At 64.0% G+C, this 24,923-nt stretch carries 27 protein-coding genes and 1 pseudogene; 6 read left to right on the top strand and 22 right to left on the bottom strand.

Features of this window, described 5'->3' with window-relative positions; genetic code table 11:
* Positions 1–21: 21 nt before the first annotated feature.
* A complete protein-coding gene (gene coq7 / locus ACNFBT_RS26385; protein WP_416753691.1) occupies positions 22–669 on the top strand; it encodes a 2-polyprenyl-3-methyl-6-methoxy-1,4-benzoquinone monooxygenase in 648 nt (215 codons plus the stop codon).
* A 145-nt stretch (positions 670–814) separates the two neighbouring features.
* A complete protein-coding gene (locus tag ACNFBT_RS26380) occupies positions 815–1,492 on the top strand; it encodes a carbonic anhydrase (RefSeq protein ID WP_416753689.1) in 678 nt (225 codons plus the stop codon).
* Positions 1,493–1,534: 42 nt separating this feature from the next.
* Here ACNFBT_RS26380 and speD read toward each other — a convergent pair whose 3' ends face one another.
* Together speD and ACNFBT_RS26370 are read right to left on the bottom strand one after the other, a co-directional pair.
* Positions 1,535–2,329 carry an adenosylmethionine decarboxylase gene (speD, locus tag ACNFBT_RS26375; protein ID WP_207887532.1) on the bottom strand — a complete coding sequence of 265 codons (795 nt, stop codon included), beginning with the start codon at positions 2,327–2,329 and terminating at the stop codon, positions 1,535–1,537.
* A gap of 221 nt (positions 2,330–2,550) precedes the next feature.
* Entirely contained in the window at positions 2,551–2,973 is a 423-nt protein-coding gene (locus tag ACNFBT_RS26370) for an OsmC family protein (protein ID WP_275609961.1), read from the bottom strand.
* Between the two features lie 378 nt (positions 2,974–3,351).
* Here ACNFBT_RS26370 and crp point away from each other — a divergent pair, with 378 nt between their 5' ends.
* The gene (gene crp, locus ACNFBT_RS26365; RefSeq protein WP_024763566.1) at positions 3,352–3,999 is read left to right on the top strand and encodes a cAMP-activated global transcriptional regulator CRP; all 648 of its coding nucleotides are present in this window, start codon (positions 3,352–3,354) and stop codon (positions 3,997–3,999) included.
* A gap of 60 nt (positions 4,000–4,059) precedes the next feature.
* Here crp and trpC read toward each other — a convergent pair whose 3' ends face one another.
* The 7 genes from trpC to ACNFBT_RS26330 form a co-directional block, all read right to left on the bottom strand.
* Positions 4,060–4,896 (bottom strand): indole-3-glycerol phosphate synthase TrpC, encoded by an 837-nt coding sequence (gene trpC, locus ACNFBT_RS26360; protein ID WP_416753686.1) that lies wholly within the window; start codon positions 4,894–4,896, stop codon positions 4,060–4,062.
* On the bottom strand, positions 4,893–5,942 hold the full coding sequence (trpD, locus tag ACNFBT_RS26355; protein WP_416753685.1) for an anthranilate phosphoribosyltransferase: 1,050 nt from the start codon (positions 5,940–5,942) through the stop codon (positions 4,893–4,895). Before trpD ends, trpC begins: the two co-directional genes overlap by 4 nt.
* Positions 5,939–6,535, bottom strand: coding sequence for an aminodeoxychorismate/anthranilate synthase component II (locus tag ACNFBT_RS26350; RefSeq protein ID WP_416753683.1), 597 nt, complete (start codon positions 6,533–6,535; stop codon positions 5,939–5,941). The genes trpD and ACNFBT_RS26350 overlap by 4 nt, the downstream gene beginning before the upstream one ends.
* Before the next feature lie 351 nt (positions 6,536–6,886).
* On the bottom strand, positions 6,887–7,537 hold the full coding sequence (locus tag ACNFBT_RS26345) for a glycoside hydrolase family 19 protein (RefSeq protein ID WP_416753682.1): 651 nt from the start codon (positions 7,535–7,537) through the stop codon (positions 6,887–6,889).
* A 46-nt stretch (positions 7,538–7,583) separates the two neighbouring features.
* Positions 7,584–7,769, bottom strand: coding sequence for a hypothetical protein (locus ACNFBT_RS26340; RefSeq protein ID WP_416753680.1), 186 nt, complete (start codon positions 7,767–7,769; stop codon positions 7,584–7,586).
* Positions 7,766–8,131 carry a hypothetical protein gene (locus ACNFBT_RS26335; RefSeq protein ID WP_416753678.1) on the bottom strand — a complete coding sequence of 122 codons (366 nt, stop codon included), beginning with the start codon at positions 8,129–8,131 and terminating at the stop codon, positions 7,766–7,768. The genes ACNFBT_RS26340 and ACNFBT_RS26335 overlap by 4 nt, the downstream gene beginning before the upstream one ends.
* Positions 8,128–8,856: a DUF1983 domain-containing protein gene (locus tag ACNFBT_RS26330; RefSeq protein ID WP_416753711.1), complete on the bottom strand. Its 729-nt coding sequence runs from the start codon at positions 8,854–8,856 to the stop codon at positions 8,128–8,130. The genes ACNFBT_RS26335 and ACNFBT_RS26330 overlap by 4 nt, the downstream gene beginning before the upstream one ends.
* Before the next feature lie 396 nt (positions 8,857–9,252).
* Between ACNFBT_RS26330 and ACNFBT_RS26325 the strand changes: the two are divergent.
* A pseudogene (locus ACNFBT_RS26325) lies at positions 9,253–9,603 on the top strand (phage tail protein); the annotation flags it as partial.
* Between the two features lie 52 nt (positions 9,604–9,655).
* Here ACNFBT_RS26325 and ACNFBT_RS26320 read toward each other — a convergent pair.
* The 3 genes from ACNFBT_RS26320 to ACNFBT_RS26310 form a co-directional block, all read right to left on the bottom strand.
* Positions 9,656–10,129, bottom strand: a complete 474-nt coding sequence (locus ACNFBT_RS26320; protein WP_416753676.1) for a GNAT family N-acetyltransferase — start codon at positions 10,127–10,129, stop codon at positions 9,656–9,658.
* Positions 10,130–10,212: 83 nt separating this feature from the next.
* Positions 10,213–10,572: a hypothetical protein gene (locus ACNFBT_RS26315; RefSeq protein ID WP_416753675.1), complete on the bottom strand. Its 360-nt coding sequence runs from the start codon at positions 10,570–10,572 to the stop codon at positions 10,213–10,215.
* A 20-nt stretch (positions 10,573–10,592) separates the two neighbouring features.
* A complete protein-coding gene (locus tag ACNFBT_RS26310) occupies positions 10,593–10,802 on the bottom strand; it encodes a TraR/DksA C4-type zinc finger protein (RefSeq protein WP_416753673.1) in 210 nt (69 codons plus the stop codon).
* Between the two features lie 414 nt (positions 10,803–11,216).
* Here ACNFBT_RS26310 and ACNFBT_RS26305 point away from each other — a divergent pair, with 414 nt between their 5' ends.
* Together ACNFBT_RS26305 and ACNFBT_RS26300 are read left to right on the top strand one after the other, a co-directional pair.
* Positions 11,217–11,987, top strand: a complete 771-nt coding sequence (locus tag ACNFBT_RS26305; protein ID WP_416753671.1) for an XRE family transcriptional regulator — start codon at positions 11,217–11,219, stop codon at positions 11,985–11,987.
* A gap of 109 nt (positions 11,988–12,096) precedes the next feature.
* On the top strand, positions 12,097–12,411 hold the full coding sequence (locus tag ACNFBT_RS26300) for a pyocin activator PrtN family protein (protein WP_416753669.1): 315 nt from the start codon (positions 12,097–12,099) through the stop codon (positions 12,409–12,411).
* A gap of 200 nt (positions 12,412–12,611) precedes the next feature.
* On the opposite strand, the gene trpE is transcribed toward ACNFBT_RS26300, so the two are convergent.
* The 10 genes from trpE to ACNFBT_RS26250 form a co-directional block, all read right to left on the bottom strand.
* On the bottom strand, positions 12,612–14,105 hold the full coding sequence (gene trpE / locus ACNFBT_RS26295) for an anthranilate synthase component I (protein ID WP_416753667.1): 1,494 nt from the start codon (positions 14,103–14,105) through the stop codon (positions 12,612–12,614).
* 215 nt (positions 14,106–14,320) lie between these two features.
* Positions 14,321–15,142, bottom strand: coding sequence for a phosphoglycolate phosphatase (locus ACNFBT_RS26290; RefSeq protein ID WP_416753665.1), 822 nt, complete (start codon positions 15,140–15,142; stop codon positions 14,321–14,323).
* On the bottom strand, positions 15,142–15,816 hold the full coding sequence (rpe, locus tag ACNFBT_RS26285; protein ID WP_015475282.1) for a ribulose-phosphate 3-epimerase: 675 nt from the start codon (positions 15,814–15,816) through the stop codon (positions 15,142–15,144). The genes ACNFBT_RS26290 and rpe overlap by 1 nt, the downstream gene beginning before the upstream one ends.
* Positions 15,817–16,004: 188 nt before the next feature.
* Complete coding sequence (locus ACNFBT_RS26280) at positions 16,005–16,832, bottom strand: ABC transporter permease (protein ID WP_416753664.1); 828 nt, start codon at positions 16,830–16,832, stop codon at positions 16,005–16,007.
* Between the two features lie 13 nt (positions 16,833–16,845).
* Entirely contained in the window at positions 16,846–18,096 is a 1,251-nt protein-coding gene (locus tag ACNFBT_RS26275; RefSeq protein WP_416753663.1) for an ABC transporter permease, read from the bottom strand.
* Between the two features lie 129 nt (positions 18,097–18,225).
* The gene (locus ACNFBT_RS26270; RefSeq protein ID WP_416753662.1) at positions 18,226–19,275 is read right to left on the bottom strand and encodes an ABC transporter substrate-binding protein; all 1,050 of its coding nucleotides are present in this window, start codon (positions 19,273–19,275) and stop codon (positions 18,226–18,228) included.
* A gap of 73 nt (positions 19,276–19,348) precedes the next feature.
* Positions 19,349–20,458, bottom strand: coding sequence for an ABC transporter ATP-binding protein (locus ACNFBT_RS26265; protein ID WP_416753661.1), 1,110 nt, complete (start codon positions 20,456–20,458; stop codon positions 19,349–19,351).
* A 180-nt stretch (positions 20,459–20,638) separates the two neighbouring features.
* Positions 20,639–21,676: an ABC transporter substrate-binding protein gene (locus ACNFBT_RS26260; protein WP_416753659.1), complete on the bottom strand. Its 1,038-nt coding sequence runs from the start codon at positions 21,674–21,676 to the stop codon at positions 20,639–20,641.
* Between the two features lie 164 nt (positions 21,677–21,840).
* The gene (locus ACNFBT_RS26255; RefSeq protein WP_416753658.1) at positions 21,841–22,470 is read right to left on the bottom strand and encodes a response regulator; all 630 of its coding nucleotides are present in this window, start codon (positions 22,468–22,470) and stop codon (positions 21,841–21,843) included.
* A 30-nt stretch (positions 22,471–22,500) separates the two neighbouring features.
* Positions 22,501–24,918: a PAS domain S-box protein gene (locus ACNFBT_RS26250; protein ID WP_416753657.1), complete on the bottom strand. Its 2,418-nt coding sequence runs from the start codon at positions 24,916–24,918 to the stop codon at positions 22,501–22,503.
* Positions 24,919–24,923 lie beyond the last annotated feature (5 nt).

The following is a 24,923-nucleotide window of genomic DNA, read 5'->3' as shown; positions in this document are numbered from 1 at the left end:
TGTTCCTTCCGGAGGTGCGCCATGTCCGCCGACCGTCACTACTCCCCCGCTGACCGCTTCCTGCTGCAGGCCGATGCCGCCTTGCGCACCTTACTGCCGTTCAGCGGTCATCCGGGGCGTCCTTCGCCTGCCATCGTCCAGCCGGACGCCGAGCTCAGCGAAACCGATGCCCGCCATGTCGCCGGCCTGATGCGTATCAACCACACCGGTGAAGTCTGCGCCCAGGCGCTCTACCAGGGCCAGGCGCTGACCGCCAGGCTGCCGCAAGTGCGCAAGGCCATGGAAGCCGCCGCCGACGAGGAAGTCGACCACCTGGCCTGGTGCGAACAGCGCATCCGCGAACTGGGCAGCCGGCCGAGCCTGCTGAACCCGCTGTTCTATGGCCTGTCGTTCGGCGTCGGCGCCGCCGCCGGCCTGATCAGCGACCGCGTCAGCCTCGGCTTCGTCGCCGCCACCGAGGACCAGGTGTGCAAGCACCTTGACGAGCACCTGACCGAGCTTCCCGCCGAAGACCAGAAGTCCCGCGCCATCCTCGAACAGATGCGTGTCGATGAAGAACAGCACGCCACCAGCGCCATCGAGGCCGGCGGCCTGCGCTTCCCGGCGCCGGTGAAGTTCGGCATGACCCTGCTGTCGAAGGTGATGACCAAGTCCACCTACCGGATCTGAACCGTCCCTCCGGGCGGCCCGCATCACCGCCCGGACAGCCTTTTCCTTCGCGCACGGGAAGTTTTCCTAAGCCGTTTTCCCCACCTTCCGCACCACACGTTCCCCGTGGATTCTGCTCCGGTTCTTTCCCCGAACCGGAGCTTCCATGCGTTTCATCACCCGCTTTTCCGTTCTGCTCGCCCCGCTTTGCCTGACATTTGCCGCTGCCCACGCCGCCGACGCCCACTGGACCTACGCCGGCGACCAGGGCCCGGCACACTGGGGTGAACTGGGCAGCGCGCTGTGCGCCAGCGGCACGCAGCAATCGCCCATCGACATCGAGACCTCGCAAGCGCAGATGCACAAGGTCAGCGCCGAGGACCTGAAACTGCACTACGGCAAGCAGCCGCTGAAGCTGATCAACAATGGCCACACTATCCAGGCCACCGTGGCCGACGGTGACTCGCTGACCTTCAAGGGCGACGAGTACCGCCTGCTGCAGTTCCACTTCCATACCCCCAGCGAGCACCAGTTCAATCACCAGGCCTATCCGATGGAGATGCACCTGGTGAACCAGGACAAGGATGGGCACCTGCTGGTACTCGGTCTGATGATCAAGGAAGGCCGAGAGAATCAGGAGCTGGCACACCTGCTGAAGCAGTTGCCGAAGGAGGAAGGCAAAAAAACCGAGCTGCCCGCAAAATTCGCGCCGAACCTTGCTCGCCTGGTGCCCAGCGCCAGCCATCACCTCTTCTACAACGGGTCGCTGACGACCCCGCCGTGCACCGAGGGCGTGCAGTGGGTGCTGGTCGCGAGGTGGACGAGGACTGATCGCCGCCCATGAAAAAGGGCGCCCGTGGGCGCCCTTTTTCGTCGTGCATGCTGATCAGCGCGGCATGTTGCGCGCGTAGAAGATCTCCAGCATCTCGTGACGCACACGCTCTTCCACCTGCTTGCGCTGCTCGGGCGACAGGTTGCGGGTCGCATCGCCGAACAGGTAATTGTCCAGGTCGAATTCCTTGAGCAGCATCTTGGTGTGGAACATGTTCTCCTGGTACACGTTCACGTCGGTCATCTGATAGGCCTCGTACGTGTCGTCGGAGAGATAGTTCTGGATCGAGTTGATCTCGTGGTCGATGAAGTGCTTCTTGCCTTCCACGTCACGGGTGAAGCCGCGCACGCGGTAATCCACGGTGACGATGTCCGAGTCGAACTGGTGGATCAGGTAGTTGAGCGCCTTGAGCGGCGAGATGACGCCGCAGGTCGACACATCGATGTCCACCCGGAAGGTCGCGATGCCTTCCACCGGATGGATCTCCGGATAGGTGTGCACGGTGATATGGCTCTTGTCGAGGTGCGCCAGGATGGTTTCCGGTAGCGGCCCCGGGGATTCCTCGATCTGGCTGTCGGTCGGGGTGACCGGCTGCTCGGAGATCAGGATGGTCACGCTGGCGCCTTGCGGGTCATAGTCCTGACGGGCGATGTTCAGGATGTTTGCGCCAATGATGTCGACAACATCGGTGAGGATCTGCGTGAGACGTTCAGCGTCGTACTCTTCGTCGATGTACTGCACGTAGGCCTGCTGGTCTTCAGGCGTCTCGGCATAGCAGATGTCATAGATGTTGAAGCTCAAGGTCTTCGTCAGGTTGTTGAACCCGTGGAGCTTGAGTTTGCTTTTCACCGTGGGAACTCTCTTCAATGCGGCTCTGCCGCGTGGTTGAGCATGCCCGTCAGATGCGTACGGCGCACCTGCGTAGGACGGTTTACACCTCTTCGCGATGGCGATTGTGGTTGCTTGGTTTCGGGCCGGGGGCCCTGAAAAAAGGTGGCGCATTATGCAGAGGTCAAGCGACCTCTGCCACAGTTTGCGCACCCTTGATGATGAAAGGATGAACCTGGCCGTCAGCCCAGCTCGACGATCTCGTAGTCATGGGTGATCTCGACGCCAGCGCGACCCAGCATGATCGAGGCGGAGCAGTACTTCTCGGCCGACAGTTCGACCGCGCGCTTGACCTGCGCTTCCTTCAGACCACGGCCCTTGACCACGAAGTGCACGTGAATCTTGGTGAACACCTTGGGGTCCTCGGTGGCGCGCTCGGCTTCGAGGAAGGCTTCGCAGCTTTCCACCGGCTGGCGGCCCTTCTTCAGGATGCTCACCACGTCGAAGTTGGTGCAGCCGCCCAGGCCGAGCAGCAGCATCTCCATAGGACGCACGCCCAGGTTGCGGCCACCGGCATCCGGCGGGCCGTCCATCACCACCACGTGGCCGCTGCCGGACTCACCGAGAAACATGGCTTCGCCAGCCCACTGGATACGCGCTTTCATTGAGAAGAACTCCGCCGAAAAAAGGGGCGCCAGCTTATCACAGCCCTTTCGAGCGCCCAGCGGAGACGCCGGCTGTTAGCTGCGTCGCAATTCGGTGAGGATCACAGTCATTTATCGCTTAAGCTGGCGCCATTTTACTGGCACACTCTCGGAAATTGCCCTGACGAATGTTCCGGTTTTCCCATTGTTGGTAACACGTCGTCTGTTAATCTCTTGCCCGATTACGTACAGGCAAGTCATTGCACCAAGGGGCAATCTTGCCGCCCTGGGGATCGAGGGGGATCGAGCCAGGGACACACGGCGCCATTCTTTACTGAATAAAAAATCATTAGACGCCTGTTGTGCAAAGGCCACTCTTTTACTTTCCGGGACTCGGGCATGGTAGCTATTACCCTCACACCCAAAATCAAGAACCTCGACAAGCTGCTCGCGCACTGTCACCGCCGCCGCTTCACCGCCAAGAGCACCATCATCTACGCCGGGGACCGCTGCGAGAGCCTGTTCTTCATCATCAAGGGCTCGGTGACCGTACTGATCGAGGACGATGATGGCCGCGAGATGATCATCGGGTACCTCAACACCGGCGACTTCTTCGGGGAGATGGGGCTCTTCGAGAAGGAAGGCAGCACAGGCCAGGAACGCAGCGCCTGGATTCGCGCCAAGACCGAATGCGAAGTCGCCGAGATCAGCTACGCGAAATTCCGCGAACTGAGCCAGCAGGATCCGGAGATTCTCTTCACCCTCGGCAGCCAGATGGCCGATCGCCTGCGCAAGACCACCCGCAAGGTCGGTGACCTGGCCTTCCTCGACGTGACCGGCCGTGTCGCCCGCACTCTGCTGGACCTGTGCCAGCAGCCGGACGCCATGACCCACCCGGACGGCATGCAGATCAAGATCACCCGTCAGGAAATCGGCCGCATTGTCGGCTGCTCCCGCGAGATGGTCGGCCGCGTGCTCAAGAGCCTGGAAGAACAGGGTCTGGTGCACGTGAAGGGCAAGACCATGGTGGTCTTCGGCACTCGCTGAAGCGCCCCCGGAACGCAAAAAAGCCGGCAATCGCCGGCTTTTTTGTGTCTGCAAAGAAGGTCAGTCCGGATCGGCGCCCAGCTTGACCTTGCTGTGCTCGGGGAAGAATAGGCGCTTGAGCTCGGTGCCCGGCTCCTCGGCGCGCATGAAGGCTTCACCAACCAGGAAGCCGAACACATCGCTGACTTCCATCAGCTCGACGTCGGCGCGATTGAGGATGCCACTCTCGGTGATCACCATGCGATCGCGCGGGATTTCCGGCAGCAGGTCGAGGGTGGTCTCCAGGCTCACTTCGAAGGTGTGCAGGTTGCGGTTGTTGATGCCGACCAGCGGAGTGTCCAGAGTCTTCAGTGCGCGCTCCAGTTCCGGGGCGTCGTGCACTTCCACCAGGACGTCGAGGCCGACGTCCTTGGCCACCGAGGCCAGCTCGGCCATGCGCACGTCATCCAGCGCCGAGACGATCAGCAGGATGCAGTCGGCGCCGATGGCGCGGGCCTCCACCACCTGGTACGGATCAATCATGAAATCCTTGCGGATCACCGGCAGCTTGCAGGCTGCGCGGGCTTCCTTGAGGTAGGCATCGCTACCCAGGAAGAAGTCGATATCGGTCAGCACGGACAGGCAGGCGGCGCCACCCTCTTCGTAGCTGCGGGCAATATCGGCCGGATCGAAGTTCTCGCGCAGGATACCCTTGCTCGGCGAGGCCTTCTTCACCTCGGCGATGACCGCCGGCTCACGGCGCTTGGCGCGCTCCAGCAGTGCGTTGGCGAAGCCACGCGGGGCGTCCGCTGCACGCGCCAGCTGCTCCAGCTCGGCAATGCTCACGCGGGTGCGGCGTTCGGCGACTTCTTCGGCCTTGCGGGCCAGGATCTTCTGCAGAACCGTCGGCACACTCACTGTGCGTTCTCCTCTCGGTAAACGGCGGTGAAGGCCGCCAGCTCTTCCATCTTCTCCCGCGCCAGCCCCGTGTGCAGGGCGTCGTGGGCCAATTGCATGCCTTCGTGCAGGCTGGTGGCCAGGTCCGCGGCATAGAGCGCGGCGCCGGCGTTGAGCACGATCAGCTCGGCGGCCTTCTGCCCGGCTTCGGTCTTGCGCCGACCCAGAGCGTCGCGAATCAGCTCCAGTGACTGCTGCGGGCTGTCGACGGTCAGGCCGATCAGGCTCTGGCTCTTGATGCCGAAATCTTCCGGCTGCACTTCGTATTCGGTGACTACGCCGTCTTTCAGTTCGGCGATATGGGTCGGCGCGGCGAGGCTGAACTCATCCAGGCCATCGCGCGAATGCACCACCAGGATGTGCTCGCTGCCCAGGCGCTTGAGCACCTCGGCCAGCGGGCGGCACAGCGCCTGACTGAACACGCCGACCACCTGGTGCTTCACGCCCGCCGGGTTGGTCAGCGGGCCGAGCATGTTGAACAGGGTACGCAGGCCGAGCTCGCGGCGCGGCGCGGCGGCGTGCTTCATGGCCTTGTGGTGGACCTGGGCGAACATGAAGCCTACGCCGACGGTCTCGATGCAGCGCTTCACCTGCACGGGCTTCAGGTCCAGGTAGATGCCGGCGGCTTCCAGCAGGTCGGCGCTGCCGCTCTTGCCGGACACCGCACGGTTGCCGTGCTTGGCCACCTTGCCGCCGGCCGCCGCGACCACGAAGGCCGCCGCCGAGGACACGTTGAAGATGTTGGCGCCATCGCCGCCGGTGCCGACCACGTCGACCACGTGCTTGAGGCTGTCCAACTCGACCTGGTCGGCCAGCTCGCGCATCACCGCGACGGCGCCGACGATCTCGTCGATGGTCTCGCTCTTCATGCGCATGCCCATGAGGAAGGCGCCGATCTGCGCGTCGGTGCACTGCCCGGTCATGATCTCGCGCATGACGTCCTGCATTTCCTCGGTGGTCAGGTCCAGCTGGTTGACCACGCGGTTGAGGGCTTCCTTGATGTTCATGCGCGCACCCCGCCGGTCTGCTTGAGGAAGTTGGCCAGCATTTCGTGGCCCTGTTCGGAGAGGATCGACTCAGGGTGGAACTGCACGCCCTCGACGTTCAGCGTCTTGTGGCGCAGGCCCATGATCTCGTCGACCGAGCCGTCTTCCAGCGCCGTCCAGGCGGTGATTTCCAGGCACTCGGGCAGCGTCTCGCGCTTGACCACCAGGGAGTGGTAGCGGGTCTGGGTCAGCGGATTGTTCAGGCCGGCGAACACGCCCTGGTCCTTGTGGAACACCGGGCTGACCTTGCCGTGCATGACCTGGCGCGCGCGCACCACATCACCGCCGAAGGCCTGGCCGATGGACTGGTGGCCCAGGCACACGCCCAGCAGCGGCAGCTTGCCGGCGAAGCGCTCGATGACGGCCAGGGAAACGCCCGCCTCGTTCGGCGTACACGGGCCGGGAGACAGGACGATGCGTTCGGGATTAAGCGCGGCGATCTCGTCGACGCTCAGTTCGTCATTGCGAATGACGTGGATGTCGGCCTTCAACTCGGCAAAGTACTGCACCAGGTTGTAGGTAAAGGAATCGTAGTTATCGATCATCAGCAGCATGTCTGCTCGAACCTCATGATTGCACTGCTTTCGGATCGCGCCATCGTCGACACCCGATGCGGCCCTGCGGGCTGCGCGAATCTGGCAATTATGCCAGCGGATGGGAGAAATGGACGCGTAAGAAGAGACCGGCGCTATGCCGGGAAAGAAGGAATCAGGCGCGCCAGCGCCAACGGGCGAATGCCTTGAGGAGGGAAGTGATGATGCGGCTGCGGTGGATCACGGTTGCGGTCTCGCCTAGCGATGGCCGAACAGTAGCCCAAGGCCGGGCGCCAGCGCAATACGCACGGCGCCCCTGCCGACGAAGGTAGGAAGGTTCAGCGGCACTCCTGGAGGGCGCGCAATTGGGGCTCACAGGGCCAACGCCATCCGCTCCTGCAGGATTGCCTGTGCTCTGCGCCAAAGCTGTGTGCGTTGCTCCAGGCCATTGAGCCCGCCATTGATGCGCCGGGTAATATCCGCAAAACGCCCATCGTCGGCCAGCTCATTGAGGCCGTGCTGGCGCCACCACCAGGCGCCCGACTGGCATGCCCAGAACGGCTCTGCCAGCAGTTGCGGGTTCTCCAGAAAGCACTGTCCCAACCCTTTCGCAACTGCCCCGTAGTTCAGGCGCCCAGTAATCTGCAAAGCCCCACGCCCACGGTAACGCCAACCATCACCGGAAGCCTCATCGCCATTGCCGTTACGGCCGGCGTAGACAATGTTGGCAATACGCTCGGGCTGGTAGGCAATCTCCCGCGCCAGTGCCGTGGGCGATCCATCGGCGCTGCGAAAACGCCTCGGCCAAACCACGGCCAATCGCTGTGCGCTGTATGCCAGGTTCTCCAGCAAGAGCGAGAAGCCGCCACACTCATGTCCGGTCTGCGCGAGAAACGCGGCCTGCCGCTCAGCTGTATCAATGGCGAAACATGCCATGGCCTTGTTGAGTGCGGGAACAAGGACTCCGGCCTGTCGAGCAGCGCCGGGAAACAAACGTATAAACTGCATTTCACTCAGTGACATGTGCAGCTCCGAAAAAAATAGCCCCGCAATGCGGGGCTTGGGGTTATTAAGGCTTAGGAAAGCGCTGCTTGACTCTTTGCAACTCCGCCAACCATTGCTCGACTTCACTCGACAGCGGCACAACAGTTTGCAAGGTCTCGGCCAATTGCCTGATGGCATCGAGCTGGTCGCCAATGGGCGGGTAAGCCTCTGCCCGGCGCGCACTGTAATTACTGCGATGGGCGATCTTCATGGCTGAACCTCTATCTGATCCACCCAATCCAGGTAGGGTAGCAGTGCAACGGTTACGAAGTAGGTACCGGGCAATGGAAATTCCAGCTCGATATCTTCCCCATCCGCGGTATAGGTCGCGTCCTCTATCGAAACAATGGCGCCGGCCGGAACGCCCCGTAGCGTCATATCATCCCATTGGATCAGCATGGGTGGCCGAGGCAACACCTGATCGCCGACCACATAATCGAGCCCTGGCTGACCCGCCGCTCCAAGCAGCACCTCTCTGTCATCATCAGCCAGGCGTTCCGGCTCGTAGGTGGTGCCGCAGAACGTCACTACCCCGGTAGCGCGGTCGTAAACCACAACCTGATGGATGTTCATCGTTTAACTCCCAATACCACTAGCCCCGTACTTCCTATGTCTCGGCCGCCCAGCCTGATCCGACATGTCCCAGAACAATGGTAAGTACCAGCCTCCACATCGAATCTTGCGATCGCAACCGCACTGCTCGAATAGCCCTTATAGATCGATATTCCAGTTTCCGGCCCAACCATGCCGTTTAGAGTCGCACCCAAGATCATCTCCGCCACGCTAAAGTCACCAGGACGCGCAAGTGCGTTCGCACTCACAATAACCATGACAGTGCCTCTATGGCTCATGTGGATATAGGCGTCAGGTATCCGCCCCCAGCCGTGCCCACCCACCGGCACAGTCACCGCTTGGCCCGCGATACGCAGGGTGTCTATCTGCGCTTCCTGGATTTGCGCTGTCGTGATGGCGGCATTCTGAATCTTGGCGCTGGAGATCGAGGCATCCTGAATTTTTGCATTGGAGATCGAAGCATTCTTAATGAACGCTTCGTTAATGAACGTCTGCCCATTAACCACCGAAAACGGCACTTGCGGGTTGTTGTTAACGCTGTTCAGCACCGCAAACCGGTCAGCCATTACGTAAACACTGGGCTGCATGCCATTGGGCGTGTTCTCCACGCCCACGCCAATACCAGCAAGGTACTGTTGCCCCCAACTTGTAACGGCCACCTTTGCCGACCACATCGCGGACAATTTACCGTTGGTACCGGCCAGCGCCTGACTGGTTACCTGCACACTCGATGACGCGTTGTTAGCGGTAGCCTGCGCCGTCTCGATGCGCTGGCTCAGACTGCCATCGATATTAGCGCGGACGGTCTGCTCGTTGGAGATCAGCGCAGTGTGGTTGTTGACCGTGGCCAGTACGCTGTCGATCCGCTGGCCCAATGCACTGTCAGCATTGACGCGCGCAGTCTGCTCGGAATCGATGCGCGCATGGGCGTTCTCGGCACGCGCCGAGACGCTGGACAGCTTGGTCGCCGTGCCCTCTCCCGTTGTCTTCACCGTCTGTATCGTTGAGTTGAGCCCACCGATATCCGTTTGCAGACTGGTGATCTGCGTGGCCTGCTGCGCGGTAACCTTAGCGTACTGTGTCAGTTGCGATTGCTGGTCAGCTACGCCGGTGGTTCGGCGCACAACCGCTACACCCGCGCGCTGGTGAGTTACGACAACCCGGCGAACAACTACGACACGGACGTGGCGGCCTTCGCCGATGATGCGTTGGCGCTGCGCTATGGCGACCGCCCGGTAGAGATCAGCGCCATCGGCTGTACCCGGGAATCGGAAGCCATACGTCGTGGCCAGTGGGCGGTACTGACCAACCAGTTGGATCGCACCGTCACCTTCACTACGGGCGCCGAAGGTCGCATTCCGCTGCCGGGCTACATCATTCCGGTGGCCGATTCGATGCTGGCGGGGCGCGAGATCGGTGGGCGTATTTCGGCGGTGGCCGGACGCGTGATCACCCTGGATCGCGATACCGAGGTGAACCCACCAGCAATGTGTGGCCGAAACACCGAAATCGGTTTTCGAATATTCAGAGTGCCTTGCTCATCAGTACCGTGGTGAAGCCGCTGTGCCATTCCTCGTCGGGGTAGAAATCGACCTCCGCGTAACCGTGCTTGCCGTAGAAGGCACGCGCCTGGCGGTTGAAAGTGTCAGTCTCCAGGCGGACTTGCCGATGCCCCGCCCTGGCGATTTCATCTTCTGCATGGCGCAGCAGTGCCACGCCAATCCCCATGCGTTGCTGTCGTGGTGAAACATGCAATGAGTCGATGAAGTCGTCGCGCCAGTCGAGCAGGCCGACGACCTCGCCACCGAGGCAGGCGACGCGAAAGAACGTCAGGCGCTCGCGCACATAGGCGGCGGTATGCGCGGAAGACTCGAAGCGCGCGACGGCTTCTGCGGTGAGCTCGGGCTTCCAGGTGGCTTCGTAGGTTTCGCCGAGGATGCGCTGGATGGCATCGGCATCGGCGGGTTCGGCACGGCGAATGAGGATAGAGGTGGTCATGGGGCGCGAGCATAGCTCAATGCCGCCCGCGGAAAGCACGAAGCCCGGCGCAAGGCCGGGCTTCGGATGAAGAAGGGAAAGGATCAGGCGACGCGGCGCATCAGCCGCGACTGGATGCTCTGATGCGCCACATGCAGGCGCAGGTAGAAGGTGTTGCGACTGCAGCGGCAGTGCCGGTACTTCTGCGAGGCCTCGCTGTCGCGGTTGAGGTAATGCTCGGTGACCACGTCCTTCTGCTCGTCGGGCAACTGGTTGATGATCAGGTCCAACTCGGCAACGCGGTCGAGGATCACCCGGCTACCCCGCGTGCCGCGCACCATCTCGCCCTTGTTGGCGATCATCATTGCCAGCAGGTTGCCGCCGGCATAACCACCACCGGCGCTGCCAGGGTTGTGCATCTCTTCGGCCCAGAGCTTGAGCATTTCGTCGATGGGTTTGATCACGGCGCTTCTCCTAAGGCAGCTCAGTGCCGCCGCTCCAGTTCGTCCATTGCCTGGCAGTCGATGCAGCGGGTGCAGCCCGGTGCGGCAAGGCGGCGCGCCGGTGGGATGTCGTCGCCGCAGTCCTCGCAGTACTCGGCGGATCTGACAGCCACCGCCGAGCGGCGGCTGTGCAGCAGGCCCTCGATGCGGTCGAGCACCAGGTCGTTGGCGTAGTCGGCGATATCAGCCATGGCGCACCTCCGTATCGACGGAGATAGAGGGCTGCAAGGTGCAGTAATGGTGCTGGTTCATGAAGGTCCTCCTGGCGACGTGCCCTCCGTGGTCGCCGAGCCTTCGGCCGCCTGGGGTGGTCAGTCGCGATCTGTTCGTCGCGGACGCCAACCCTTCGCGGCAGCGTCCCTTGCCGGTACGCGGGCGGCGCCTCCCTGGCCCGCCCGCGTCCTCCAGCTGCTCCGCGCATCACGGTCTGCAGGCAACCTGCGGCATCCTTGCCGCAGCGGTGGGGAAGCCGTTGCTTCCCGTCAGCCCATGCCGGTTTCTCATCTGCACGGAGGGCTGCTGGTTTTTATGATTACAACCATAGCTATATTTAGTCAACACCAAAGCTATTTACAGCCTACAACCCAGGAGGTAGAGTGCCGGCCATGGACAAGACACCCTCATCGACGCTGGCCGACCGTCTGAAGCAGGCGATGGCCTCGCGCAACCTCAAGCAGGAAACCCTGGCCGAAGCCGCCGGGGTCTCGCAGAACACCATCCACAAGCTGACCTCGGGCAAGGCGCAGAGCACGCGCAAGCTGATCGAGATCGCCAGTGCGCTGGGCGTCTCGCCGACCTGGCTGGCCACCGGCGAAGGCTCGTCGACGGCAGGCGCCAGCGCACCGGTAGTGCGGCCAGCCGATGGCAGCCCGCTGCGACTGGAACCGCTGCACCCGTGGGATAGCGACACGCCACTGGACGAGGACGAAGTGGAACTACGCCTGTACAAGGAAGTGGAACTGGCGGCCGGCGCCGGCCGCACCGCAGTGCGCGAGATAGAGGGGCGCAAGCTGCGTTTCTCCTACGCCACGCTGCGCGCCGCGGGGGTCGATCCGGCGGCGGCGATCTGCGCCCAGCTCACCGGCAACAGCATGGAACCGCTGATCATGGATGGCTCCACCATCGGCATCGACACGGCCACCACGCACATCACCGATGGCGAGATCTACGCCCTGGAACACGAGGGCATGCTGCGGGTGAAGTTCGTCTACCGGCTGCCCGGCGGCGGCATCCGGCTGCGCAGCTTCAACCGCGACGAATACCCCGACGAGGAGTACCCGCCGGAGCAGTTCGACAGCGGACAGATCCGCATGATCGGCTGGGTGTTCTGGTGGTCCACGGTGCGTCATCGCCGTGCGCCGACCCTGGTGCGATAAACATCACAAACCCCGCTTCAGCGGGGTTTTCTTTGCGCGTCGATTGAAGACAAATACAACCTTTGCTATATTTCCTCTGTCGCCACAACCATAGGAACAGGAGAGTCCCATGCAGTCGACCGCCGATATTCGCCCCGCCCCGCGTCCGGAGACGGTGAGCCTGGTCTACCAGATCTTCGGGGACGTCCTGGTGCCGCTGGAGCAGGTGCGCGAGCGCTGGTTCCGCAACCTGAATCGGGAGAACTTCAGCAAGGCGCTGTCCTGCGGGCGCATCGCCCTGCCAGTGACCACGCTGGACGACAGCCACAAGGCGATGCAGTACGTGGCGGTGGATCACCTGGCGGCTTACGTGGAAGAGCGTTCGCAGCAGGCCGATGCGGCTCTCGCCCGCCGGAAAGCAAACCTGCAGGCAGTTCCCCTGTAGGAGCCTCATTCCATGATGCTTCCGCGCAAGGATTCTCCCTCACCCCAACCCTGGCTGCGCGCCCCGCTCCTGAGGGAGAGGGAGCAGTCCGGGGCGAGCGGAAAGTCCTGCATTAGCGGGTGGCATGAAACCGATGTCGAGCAGTTCGAGCCCAATAAAAAAGCCCCGCCGAAGCGGGGCTTTTTCATCGAGTCATCGACTCAGTCGCGGCCATGCACCTTGGCGGTGTGCTCGGCCAGCGCCACGGCGCGGAACATCGCGCGGCGCTTGTTGATGGTCTCTTCCCACTCCGCCGCCGGCACCGAGTCGGCAACGATGCCGCCGCCGGCCTGGACGTGGAGTTCGCCGTTCTTGATCACCGCGGTGCGGATGGCGATGGCAGTGTCCATGTTGCCGTTCCACGCGAGGTAACCCACGGCGCCGCCGTAGACACCGCGCTTGACCGGCTCCAGCTCGTCGATGATTTCCATGGCGCGGATCTTCGGCGCGCCGGACAGGGTGCCGGCCGGCAGGATGGCGCGCAGGGCGTCCATCGCGGAAAGCTCCGGCTTGAGCTGGCCGTTGACGTTGGAAACGATGTGCATGACGTTGGAGTAGCGCTCGATCACCATCTGCTCGGTGACCTTCACCGTGCCGGTGTCGGACACGCGGCCGACATCGTTGCGGCCCAGGTCGATGAGCATCAGGTGCTCGGCGATTTCCTTGGCGTCGGACAGCAGGTCTTCTTCCAGCGCGCGGTCCGCTTCTTCGGTAGCGCCGCGCGGGCGGGTGCCGGCGATGGGGCGCACGGTGACTTCGCCGTCCTCGACGCGCACCAGCACTTCCGGCGAGCTGCCGACGACGTGGAAGTCGCCGAAGTTGAAGAAGTACATGTACGGCGTCGGGTTGAAGCAACGCAGCGCGCGGTACAGGTCGATGGGCGCAGCGGCGAAGTCGATGGACATCCGCTGCGACGGTACGACCTGCATGCAGTCGCCGGCCAGGATGTATTCCTTGATGGTGCCGACGGCGCGCTCGTAGTCCTCGCGGGTGAAGCTGGCGCGGAACTGCGGCTCCGGCGCGTTCACCGCGCTGAAATCCAGGCCACGGCGCGGGGTGATCGGCTGGCGCAGGCGCTCCAGCAATTCTTCCAGCTGGGCCAGGCCCTGGTCGTAGGCGTCGGCCTGCGCCGGGTCGGCGAGGACGATCGCGTGCATCTTGCCGGCGAGGTTGTCGAAGACCACCACCGCGTCGGAAACCATCAGCAGGATGTCAGGGTTGTTCAGCGGATCGGGGTTCGGGCACTGCGCCAGGCGCTGCTCGACGTAGCGCACGCAGTCATAGCCGAAGTAGCCGACCAGTCCGCCGTTGAAGCGCGGCAGACCGGCGATGGTCGGCACGCGGTAACGGTCCTTGAACTCCTCGACGAAGGCCAGCGGATCGGCGCACTCGAAGCTCTCGGTCTCGACGCCGTCGACCTTGATGCTCGCCTGGTGGCCGTACACGCGCAGCACGGTGCGGCTGGGCAGGCCGATGATGGAGTAGCGCCCCCACTTCTCGCCGCCCTGCACGGATTCGAGCAGGTAGGTGTTGGGGCCGTCGGCCAGCTTCAGGTAGATCGACAGCGGGGTGTCGAAGTCGGCGAGGGTTTCGCAGGTCAGCGGAATGCGGTTGTAGCCTTCGGCGGCCAGGCGCTGGAATTCTTCGCGGGTCATGATCAGCCTCGTGGAATAAGAGCCTGTTTAGGATCTCGCGAGCTAGAGCGGAACAAGGCGAAATCGCTTGAGAGAGCGGAGTTTACACGCAGTAAATGAGCATCTCGAAAGCGATTTCAACGCAGTGCCGCCGACGCGCAGCAGATAGTAAACGGGCTCTGAGGGGGTAACGGTCTTGTTTGCACACACGCGCCGGGCGTACCGGCCAAAGGATGTCAGGCGCGCCAGCGCCAGCGGGCCAGGGCCTTGATGACTTTCATCCAGAGTGTGTGGGGAGCCGTTTCCACGGTGCTGTCTCGCTGAGCGGGTTTGGAGGCGGAGTCGGGCAACACTATCGCGTTGCCCGAGTCGAAGCAAGGCAGCAGATGGCGCAGGTCGTCCACCACCACGCTCGGGGCTTCCTCGGTGATCGGGCGGCCGTGGTTGTAGCCGTAGGTCAGGCCCACGCTGCGTACGCCGGCGGCCTTGGCGGCGAGGATGTCGTTGCGCGAATCGCCGACGAACAGGGCATCGTCCGCCGACACGCCGGCCATCTTCATCACGAACAGCAGCGCGGCGGGGTCGGGTTTCTGCTGCGGCAGGGTGTCGCCGCCGATGATCCAGCGGAAGAACTTGCCCAGCTTCATCTCGTCCAGCAGCGGGCCGACGAAGCGCTCGGGCTTGTTGGTGATCAGCGCAAGCTCCACGTCCTGCTTCTTCAGCCACTTCAGGGTGTCCACCACGCCGGGATAGACCACGGTGAGTGCGTGGCTGTCGGCGTAGGCTTCCATGAAGAGTTCCAGAGCGCGCTCGGTGTCTTCCTCGCTGACGCCTTCATGCTCGATGCTGCCGGCCAGGGCACGGCGCACCAGCACGCGGGCGCCGTTGCCGACCCAGTGGCGCACGGAATCGAGGCCGGCCGGCTGGCGACCGAGCGCCAGCAGCATCTTGTCTACCGCGGCGGCCAGGTCCGGGACCGAGTCCACCAGGGTGCCGTCCAGGTCGAACATCACCAGACGCGGCAGGTGCCCGGCGAACAACGGTTGCGCAGCGCTCATCACTTGCGCGCCTGCGCAAGCTCGGCATGCATGGCGCGGATGACCTCGGCGTAGTCCGGTGCGTTGAAGATGGCGGAGCCGGCGACGAAGGTGTCGGCGCCCGCTTCGGCGATCTCGCGGATGTTCTTCACGTTCACCCCGCCGTCGATCTCCAGGCGGATGTCGCGGCCGGACGCGTCGATCAGCGCGCGGGCTTCGCGCAGCTTGTCGAGGGTGCCGGGGATGAACTTCTGCCCGCCGAAGCCGGGGTTCACGCTCATCAGCAGGACCATGTCGATCTTGTCCATCACGTACTTGAGCGCATCCAGCGAGGTGGCCGGGTTGAACACCAGGCCGGCCTTGCAGCCGCCGTCCTTGATCAGTTGCAGGGAGCGGTCGATGTGCTGCGAGGCTTCCGGGTGGAAGGTGATGTAGGTGGCGCCGGCCTCGATGAAGTCGCCGATGATGCGGTCCACCGGGGAAACCATCAGGTGCACGTCGATGGGCGCGGTGACGCCGTACTTGCGCAGGGCCGTGCAGACCATCGGGCCGATGGTGAGATTCGGCACGTAGTGGTTGTCCATCACGTCGAAGTGGACGATGTCGGCGCCGGCAGCGAGCACCTTGTCCACATCCTCACCCAGGCGGGCGAAGTCGGCGGACAGGATCGACGGAGCGATGGCGTAGGGTTGCATGGCGCACCTCTGTGGGCGAAATCACGATGGCGCGCATTGTAGCCGCTCGGGCGACTCGAAGGGGATTGGACCGATGGCCGATACGGAAAGTGCGGAGAATGGTGCGGGAAAGCGGAGAAAAAGATCGCGGATCGATCCCGCCGCCGTGGGTGAGCACGGCGACGGTACCGTCCGCGAAACACTGTGAATCAGGCAGTCGGCGCGGTCCGCATCTTCTCGCTGCGGCCGCGCAGCCACTCGAGGGTCAGCAGGAGCAGGACGGAGAAACCGATCAGCAGGGTCGCCGCGGCGGCGATGGTCGGGCTGAGGTTCTCGCGGATGCCGCTGAACATCTGGCGCGGCAGGGTGGCCTGCTCGGGGCCGGCGAGGAACAGGGTCACCACCACTTCGTCAAAGGAGGTGGCGAAGGCGAACAGCGCGCCGGAGATCACCCCGGGGGCGATCAGCGGCAGGGTGACCTTGAAGAAGGTCAGCACCGGCGGCGCGCCCAGGCTGGCGGCGGCGCGCACCAGGTTGTAGTTGAAGCCCTGCAGGGTCGCCGACACGGTGATGATGACGAACGGCACACCGAGCACCGCGTGGACGATAATCAGCGAGATATAGCTATTGCCCAAACCCAAAGGCGCGAAGAACAGGTAGCTGGCCACACCGATGATCACCACCGGCACCACCATCGGCGAGATCACCAGGCTCATCACCAGGGCCTTGCCGCGGAACTCGCCGCGGGTCAGGCCGATCGACGCCAGGGTGCCGAAGACCATGGCCAGCACGGTGGCCGCCGGGGCGACGATCATGCTGTTGGTCAGCGAACGCATCCACTCGGCGGAGTTGAAGAAGTCGGCGTACCAGCGCAGGGAGAAGCCCTGCAGCGGGTAGACCAGGAAGGTGCCGGAGTTGAAGGACAGCGGCACGATCACCAGCACCGGCAGCACCAGGAACAGCAGGACCAGGCCGCAGAGGATGCGCAGGGTGTAGAACCACACGCGCTCGACCGGGGACATGTAAGGACTCAGCATCTTCTTATTCTCCTCAGCCCAGACGCAGGCGGCTTGCGCCCACCAGCCAGCCATAGATCACGTAGAGCACCAGGGTGGCGAACAGCAGCAGGCCGCCCAGGGCCGTGGCCATGCCCCAGTTGATGGTGGTGTTGGTGTAGAAGGCGACGAAGTAGCTGACCATCTGGTCGTTCGGGCTGCCCAGCAGCGCCGGGGTGATGTAGTAGCCGATCGACAGGATGAACACCAGCAGGCAGCCTGCGCCGACGCCGGCCACGGTCTGCGGGAAGTACACCTTCCAGAAGCTGGCGAACGGGTGGCAGCCCAGGGAGATGGCGGCACGCATGTAGCTGGGCGAGATGCCCTTCATCACGCTGTAGATCGGCAGGATCATGAACGGCAGCATGATGTGCACCATGGAGATGTACACGCCGGTGCGGTTGAACACCAGCTGCAGCGGCTGGTCGATCAGGCCCATCTTCAGCAGCGCGCCGTTGATCAGGCCGCCCGACTGCAGCAGCACGATCCACGCGGCGACGCGCACCAGGATCGAGGTCCAGAACGGCAGCAGAACGAGGATCATCAGCAGGTTGGACTTGCGCGTCGGCAGGATGGCCAGCAGGTACGCCAGCGGGTAGGCCAGCAGCAGGCAGATCACGGTGATCACCGCGCCCATCCAGAAGGTGCGGGCGAAGATGTCCAGGTAGATCGCCTGGTCAGGCGTGGCGCGGGCGATTTCGCCCAGATCGTCGATGCGGTGATCCAGCGCCGCCAGCAGGTAATAGGGGGTGACGTGGCTGGCGTTGCGACGGATCGCCTGCCAGTAGGCCGGGTCGCCCCAGCGCTCGTCGAGGCCTTCCATCGCGTCCTTGTACGACGCCGGCTGCTCCTTGAACGGCAGCGCGCGGGCGGTCTTGGACAGCAGGCTGCGGTAGCCGGCCAGTTCCATGTTCAGGCGCTTGGAGAGGTCACCGATGGTCTGGTTCTTGCGCGCGGCGACCAGGTCTTCGCTCAGCGCCTTGTACACCGCATCCGAAGGCAGCGACTTGCCGTCCCACTCGGAAATGGCGTTGACGGTGAGCGGCAGCGCGCCGACCACCTCGGGGTTGTTCACGCTCTTGTAGAGCAGCGCCACGATGGGCACCAGGAAGGTCAGCAGGAGGAAGACCAGCAGGGGCAGGATCAGTGCCTGGGACTTCAAACGGTTCATCCGCTCCGCGCGCGCCAGGCGCTGCTTGAGGGTGGTGGTGCCGGCGACCTCGTTCAGGGACACAGCGGTGGCCATAGCGAACTCCGGTAAAACAGGCCGCCTCAGGAGCGGCCAAGGTGTGGTGTCAGGAGGAGCCGCCGCGAGGGGGAGCGGCGGTTCCGGTCCGCCACGGTCCGGGCGGCCGTGGCGGTTTGGCACTGCTACTTATTTAGCGGCCCAGGCGTTGAAGCGCTGTTCCAGCTGCTCGCCGTAGTCAGCCCAGAAGGTCACGTCCATGCCTACCTGACCCTGCATGTTTTCCGGGGTGGTCGGCATGTTGTGCAGCAGCTCCTTGCCCAGCAGCGGCACGGTGTTCTTGTTCACCGGACCGTAGGCGATGTTCTCGGCGTAGATCTTCTGCTGCTCGGGCTTGACTGAGAAGGCGATGAACTTGAGGCTCTCTTCGACTTTCTTGGCGCCCTTCGGGATGGCCCAGGCGTCGAAATCGTAGATGCCGCCGTTCCAGACGATCTTCAGGTTGCTCTCCTTCTGCACGGCGGCGATGCGGCCGTTGTAGGCGGAGCTCATGACCACGTCGCCGGAAGCGAGGTACTGCGGCGGCTGGGCGCCGGCTTCCCACCACTGGATGCTCGGCTTGATCTCGTCGAGTTTCTTGAAGGCGCGATCCTGGCCTTCCTTGGTGGCCAGTACCTTGTAGACGTCCTTGGGCGCGACGCCGTCGGCCATCAGGGCGAATTCCAGGGTGTACTTGGCGCCCTTGCGCAGGCCGCGCTTGCCCGGGAATTTCTTGGTGTCCCAGAAGTCGGCCCAGCTGGTCGGAGCGGTCTTGAGCTTGTCGGCGTTGTAGGCCAGGACGGTGGACCAGACGAAGAAGCCGACGCCGCAGTTGCTCACGGCGCCCGGCACGTAGTCGTCGGCCTTGCCGAGGATGGCCGGGTCGATGGTTTCGAACAGGCCTTCGTCACAGCCGCGGGCCAGTTCCGGCGATTCGACTTCAACCAGGTCCCAGGAGACGCTGTTGGTGTCGACCATGGCCTTCACCTTGGCCATCTCGCCGTTGTATTCGCCGGCGACGATCTTGTCGCCGGTGCTCTTCTGGTAGGGCTCGTAGAACGCCTTCACCTGGGCGTTCTTGTTGGCGCCGCCGAAGGACACCACGGTCAGGTCGGTAGCGGCCATCGACTGGGCCGCGCAGGCCAGACCGACGCTCAGTGCCGCGAGCTTCAAGCCCGCTGCTTTCAGGGACTTCGACATTATTGTTGTCTCCACAGTGTGCAGGTTTGTTTTTCTTGGATGCATCAGGCCCGGGAGTGGCCGGGCCTTGGTGTCACGCCGCCGGCAGCGGATCGAGCGCGCGGACGTGCTCGACGGCCCACCCCAGCGGTACTACATCGCCAACACCCAGCGCGGGATCGAGCTCGGCGATCGGCTGCTTGACGAAGAAATCGGTACGGCCGCACACCTCCAGGCGGATGCGCACGTGGTCGCCCAGGTAGATGAACTCGGCGACGCGGCCGGAGAAGCGGTTCACGCAGTTCTCGCTGTGGCCGTTCAGGCGTACGCGCTCGGGGCGGATCGACAGGCTGACGGTGTCACCGACGTTGCCGACGTTGACCGCCAGCGCCTCGACCTTTTCGCCACGGGCCAGGCCCACGGTGCAGCGGTCGCCATCGCGTGCCTGGAGCTGGCCGGCGATGCGGTTGTTCTCACCGATGAAGTTCGCCACGAAGGAGTTGCGCGGATGCTCGTAGAGCTCGGCCGGCGGGGCGATCTGCTGGATCTCTCCCTGGTGGAACACGGCCACGCGGTCGGACATGGTCAGCGCTTCGCCCTGGTCGTGGGTCACGTAGACCACGGTTACGCCCAGGCGCTGGTGGATGTGCTTGATCTCCATCTGCATGTGCTCGCGCAGCTGCTTGTCGAGCGCACCCAGGGGTTCGTCCATCAGCACCAGTTGCGGCTCGAAGACCAGCGCGCGGGCCAGGGCCACGCGCTGCTGCTGGCCACCGGAAAGCTGGGCGGGATAACGACCGGCGAAGGAGTCGAGTTGGACCATCGACAGGGCGCGTTTCACGCGCTCGGTGACGTCGGTCTTGCTCATGCCGCGCACGGACAGCGGGAAGGCCAGGTTCTCGGCCACGGTCATGTGCGGGAACAGGGCATAGTTCTGGAACACCATGCCGATGTCGCGCTTGTGCGGGGGGACGTTGTTGATGGCGCGCCCGGCGAGCTGGATTTCACCGGCGGTGGGGGTTTCGAAACCGGCCAGCATCATCAGGCTGGTGGTCTTGCCGGAACCGGAAGGCCCCAGCAGTGTCAGGAATTCGCCTTTGCGAATGTCCAGATTGAGGTCCTTCACGATGAGGGATTCGCCGTCGTAGCTCTTCTGTACGCCACGGAAGCTTACCAGCACATCGTTTGCCTGATTCTCGGCCATAACCGCACCTTTGTTTTTTTGTAAATGCCGTTGGTCTCAAGCCTAGAGAAGCTGGACCCGCGCGCAAATCGGGCGGTATGAGAGATTGCTATAAGGCTTAGAGAGGATGCTTTGTAGGGCGATCCCTACAAAGCATGGGGATATGAGTTGCCGGCCGGCGACGGGCCGGCAACCTCTTCCTCAGCGCTTGGCCCAGGCCTGGAAGCGCTTCTCCAGGGCATCGCCGTGCTCGGCCCAGAACGCCACGTTCATGCCCACGGCGTTGGCGATGTTCTGCGGCGCGGTGGGCAGGTTGGCGGCGACGTCCGGTGCCAGCAGTTCCACGGCCTTGCGGTTGGTCGGGCCGTAGGCAATGTTCTCGGCGAAGGCTTTCTGCTGCGGCGGCTGGCTGGCGAAGTGGACGAACTGCTCGGCCAACTCCTTCTTGAACACACCCGAAGGCAGCGCCCAGAAGTCGAAGTCGTAGATGCCGCCGGCCCAGACCATGCGGAAGCCTTTGTTCTCGCCCTGCGCGGCGGCGATCCGCCCGTTGTAGGCGGAGCTCATCACCACGGTGCCGTCGGCCAAGTCGCGCACCGGGTCCTGGCCGGACTTCCACCAGGCGATGTTCGGCTTGAGCTCATCCAGCTTGCGGAAAGCCCGGTCGACGCCTTCTTCGGTGGCCAGCACCTTGTAGACGTCCTTGGGCGCGACACCGTCGGCCATCAGGGCGAATTCCAGGCTGTACTTGGCGCCCCAGCGCAGGCCGCGCTTGCCGGGGAATTTCTTCGTGTCCCAGAAATCCGCCCAGCTGCCGGGCGTGCCCTGCAGCTTGCTCTGGTTGTAGGCCAGCAGGGTGGTCCAAACGAAGATGCCGACACCACAGGGCTGCACCGCGCCGGGGACGAAGTCGGCGGCATTGCCCACAGTCTTGGCGTCGAGCTTCATGAACAGCCCTTCCTCGCAGCCGCGGGCGAGTTCGGGGGCCTCGACTTCCACCACATCCCAGGACACGTGGCTGATCTCGACCATGCGTTTGAGCTTGGCCAGGTCGCCGTTGTAGGAGCCGTGCACGACCGCATTGTCGGTGGCCGTCTTGAAAGGTTTGTAGAAGGCCGCTTCCTGGGCTTCCTTGTTGGCGCCGCCAAAGGAAATCACCGTGACATAGTCCGCCAGCGCCGGCACAGCGACGCTCCCCAGCAGGCCGAACAGCAGCCCTCCCCTTACCGCTCGCAACATCGTCTTCTCCTTGTTATCACGACGTACCGCATGAAGCGGGCAATGATTCCCTGCCTCACGTTGGCTAGATAGACGGCTTCTTACAGAAATCGGACACGTCGCACAGAGTGGCGGGAAAATTCAGTCAGCCAACTGTCACAGATCAAACAGCGGCACAGGCCTATTCAGAGGAGCTTGTGCTCCATGGCGTAGCGGACCAGGTCCGCCACCGAGTTGGCGTTGAGCTTCTGCATCAGCCGCGCCTTGTGGGTGCTGATGGTCTTGCTGCTGACCGCCAACTGCTGGGCGATCTCGTTGACGCCCTCGCCGTGCACCAGGCGCTCGAATACCGAGAACTCGCGTTCGGAGAGCAGCGCGTGTGGCGGCCGCGAATCGGTCAGGCCGACCTCGAAGACCATGCGGTCAGCAAGCTCCGGATCGATATAGCGGCCACCGCTGGCGATCTTGCGAATCGCCGTGAGCAGCAGCGCCGGGTCGCTGTCCTTGGTGGCATAGCCGGCGGCGCCGGCCTTCAGCGCACGGGCCACCATCTGCACCTCGTCGTGCATCGACAGCATCAGGATCGCCGGCGGATTGTTCAGCGCGCGGATTCGCGGGATGGCTTCCAGGCCGTTGACGCCGGGCATGGAGATGTCCAGCAGGACCACTTCACAGGGGGTCTGGCGCAGGGTTTCGAGCAGCTGTTCGCCGTTGGTGGCCTCGCCCACCACCTGCAGGTCCTTGGCCATGCCGATCAGTTGCTTGATGCCCTCGCGCACGATCGTATGGTCTTCCGCCACCAGCACTCGAATCACCGCCGTTCCTCCCGCTCATTGTCATTATCGTTATCGATCTTTCGTTTCAGCAGCCAGGGGCACCCGAACCCACAGCGTGGTGCCCTCCCCCGGCTGGCTGTCGATCTGCAGCGTGCCGCCGAACATCAGCACCCGCTCACGCATGCCCACCAGGCCGAAGGACACGCCCTGGCGCGTGGCGCCCGGGTCGAAGCCCACGCCATCGTCTTCGATGCGCAGGCACAACTCGTTGCCCTCGACGCTCAGTTGCAGCTCCACAGTATGCGCCTGGGCATGGCGCATGACATTGGTCAGCGCCTCCTGGAGGATGCGGAACAGGCCGATGGCCTTGGCGTCCGACAGCGCTGGTGGATTCTCCGGCACCTGCACCAGGCAGGGGATCTGCGTGCGCGCCTCGAAGCGCCGCGCCTGCCATTCGACCGCCGAGCCGATGCCGGCATCCAGGATCGGCGGGCGCAACGCGGTGGCCACGTCGCGCACCAGCTGGAACAGCTGGGCGATCAGGCGCTTCATGTTGTCCAGGCGCTCGCGCAGGCCGCTGTCCAGCTCGGCGTAGGCCAGCTCGCACATCGAGGTTTCCAGCTTGAGCACGGTGAGCACCTGGCCCAGTTCATCGTGGACTTCCCGTGCGATGCGCGCCTTCTCCTCCTCCCGCACGCTCTCCAGGTGCGCCGACAATTCGCGCAATTGCGCGCGGGACTCGCCCAGCTCCAGCTCGATCTGCTTGTTCTCGGTGATGTCCCAGACCACGCCGTCCCAGGCCAGGCGGCCATCGTCGAGGGTCCGCACCGTGGCCTTGATGTCCACCCAGCGCTGCTCGTGGCTGCGGGTGAGGATGCGTCCCTGCCAGCGCCAGTTGCTGCCGCTTTCCACCGCCTGCAACTGGCTTGCGAGATAGCTGTCGCGCTCGGAGGGCACCACCAGCCCCATGATCCCCAGGCCGCTCTCGCGCAGGTAGCCGGGGGCGTAACCGAGCGAGGTCTCGCTGCCGCCAGTGATGAAGCTGATGTAGGCAAAATCGGAGTCGTCGTCCGGCGCGTTGGGCTCCAGGCGGAACACCAGCCCCGGCACGTTGGCGGCGATGCCCTGCAGGCGCGCTTCGCTTTCCTCCAGCGCCGCGCGGGCGCGGCGGCGCTCGGTGACGTCGGTCAGGAACACCAGCAGGTATTCGGAATCGCCGAAGCGCAGGAAGCTTAGCGAGACATCCGCCGGCAGCCACTGGCCGTCGGCACGCAGGCACTGGGTCTCGAAGCTCAGCGGCGCCTCGTCGGCATTGCGCGCGCGGCGCCAGAGGTTGAGCCAGCGGTCCATGTCCAGCGTCGGTTCGAGGTCCGCCAACGGGCGATCCACCACGGCGCCCGGCAGGTAGCCGAGCATTTCCTCGGCGGCGCGGTTGGCATAGCGCACGTGGCTGTCCCAGTTGACCCAGAGGATGCCCACCGTACTGCTATCGATGGCGAACTGGGTCAGGCGCAGCGCCTGCTCGGCGGCCTGGCGCAGCTCGATATCGCGCCGCACGGCGACCAGGCGTGACTCCAGCGCCCGATGCTGGCGGCGCTGCAACAGCAGTGCGCCGGTGGCGAAGGCCAATAGCAGGCCGAGCAGGATGCAGAGGTTCTGCCAGAAGCCCGGCGAGGAGCCCAGGCGCGGATAGCTTGGCTGCAGCCAGCGTTCGTGGAGCTGGTCAAGGTCCTTGGCCGGCACCGCACGCAGGGCCGCATCGATGATCGACGCCAGCTCCGGCAGATCGCGCCGGGTGGCTACGCGCAGCAGTTGCGGATAGCCGATATCGGCCACCACCGAGAGACCGGTGAACTCGGTCTCGCGCGTCAGGCGCGCCAGCTGCGCCTCGTCGATCACCGCATAGTTGGCTTCACTGCCAAGCACCTTGCGCAGCGCCTCGCGGTCGCTGTCGACCACCTGCAGCGCGAGACTCGAATAGGTGCTGCGCAGGTAATCCACCACAGGTCCGGGCCCGCGCACCGAGACGGATTCGCCGTCGCCGAGGTTGTCCAGCTCCACCGATGTACCGCTGCGGCGGTCGCCCACGACCAGGCGCGGCACGCGCAGGTAGGGGTCGGAGAACAGCCAGTCGCGCAAGGCTGCCGGCGTCTGGCTGATGCCGGGCGCCAGGTCGATCTCCCCGGCACGCACCGCGCGCTCCAGCGCCGCCAGGTCCGTATAGGTGCGCCACTGCAGGGTCACCCCCATGGACTTGGCCAGCCACTCCAGCAGCTCGACGTTCGCCCCAGACAACTGCTGCAGGCGGCGGTCCTGCTGCACATAAGGCGCTTCCAGCAGCGTACCGACGCGCAGTTGCGGATGCTCGGCAAGCCAGACGCGCTGGCTATCGTCGAGCGCCAGAGGCGGTGCCGCGTTCTCCGCCGCAGCCAGCAACGGCAGGCAACACAACCAGAGCAGACAGGCTTTCCAGAACAGACGACTCATGCCGA

Origin of the sequence: Pseudomonas sp. NY15181 (assembly GCF_048068055.1) — a bacterium.
Taxonomy (GTDB): Bacteria; Pseudomonadota; Gammaproteobacteria; order Pseudomonadales; family Pseudomonadaceae; genus Pseudomonas.
Note: the sequence above shows the minus strand (reverse complement) of the source record. Positions and strands in the feature narration are given on the sequence as shown.